The sequence below is a fragment of the Vibrio sp. 704 genome (genome assembly GCF_033339295.1).
Map to the genome: position 1 here is coordinate 1 of NZ_JAWOUH010000960.1, position 531 is coordinate 531.

Sequence of the window (531 nt, forward strand, 5' to 3'; positions counted from 1 at the left end):
GTAGCGGTCTAGGCGAGCAAAATCCGTTTTATACTCATTATTAAATGGAGATTCCTTGGCGTTGAGCCAAACGTCACCCGTGCCGCCAATTCGGCTAGCAGATAAATACGGGGTTAATTCTTGAACTTGTTTGCGTGCTAGCTTTTCCATCTCTTTACTCTCTTATTATCTATTTTTGGTCAGCTTTTCTACTCGGATGGTGACTGCACGTTTGTGAGCGTCGAGACCTTCCGCCTCCGCCATCGTAACCACAGTCGGAGCGAGATTCTGTAAACCTTCAGCCGATAACTCTTGCACGGTCATTCGTTTAGAAAAGTCGGCAAGGCCAAGGCTTGAGTAAGTACGAGTATACCCGTAAGTTGGAAGCACGTGGTTAGTTCCCGACGCATAATCACCTGCAGATTCAGGAGACCAATCGCCAAGAAAGATTGAGCCCGCATTATCTAGTAGTGGAAGTAGCTCACGAGGGTTCTTCGTTTGCACAATTAAGTGCTCAGGGCCGTAGTAGTTAGAGATAGAAACCGCTTGTGT

1 protein-coding gene and 1 pseudogene are annotated in these 531 nt (G+C 47.1%); both read right to left on the bottom strand.

What is annotated here, in order from left to right:
- A pseudogene (locus tag R7R24_RS30100) lies at positions 1-150 on the bottom strand (histidinol-phosphate transaminase); the annotation flags it as partial.
- 15 nt (positions 151-165) lie between these two features.
- Positions 166-531: histidinol dehydrogenase (locus R7R24_RS30105; protein WP_318120640.1), on the bottom strand; the 366-nt coding region annotated here is incomplete at its 5' end.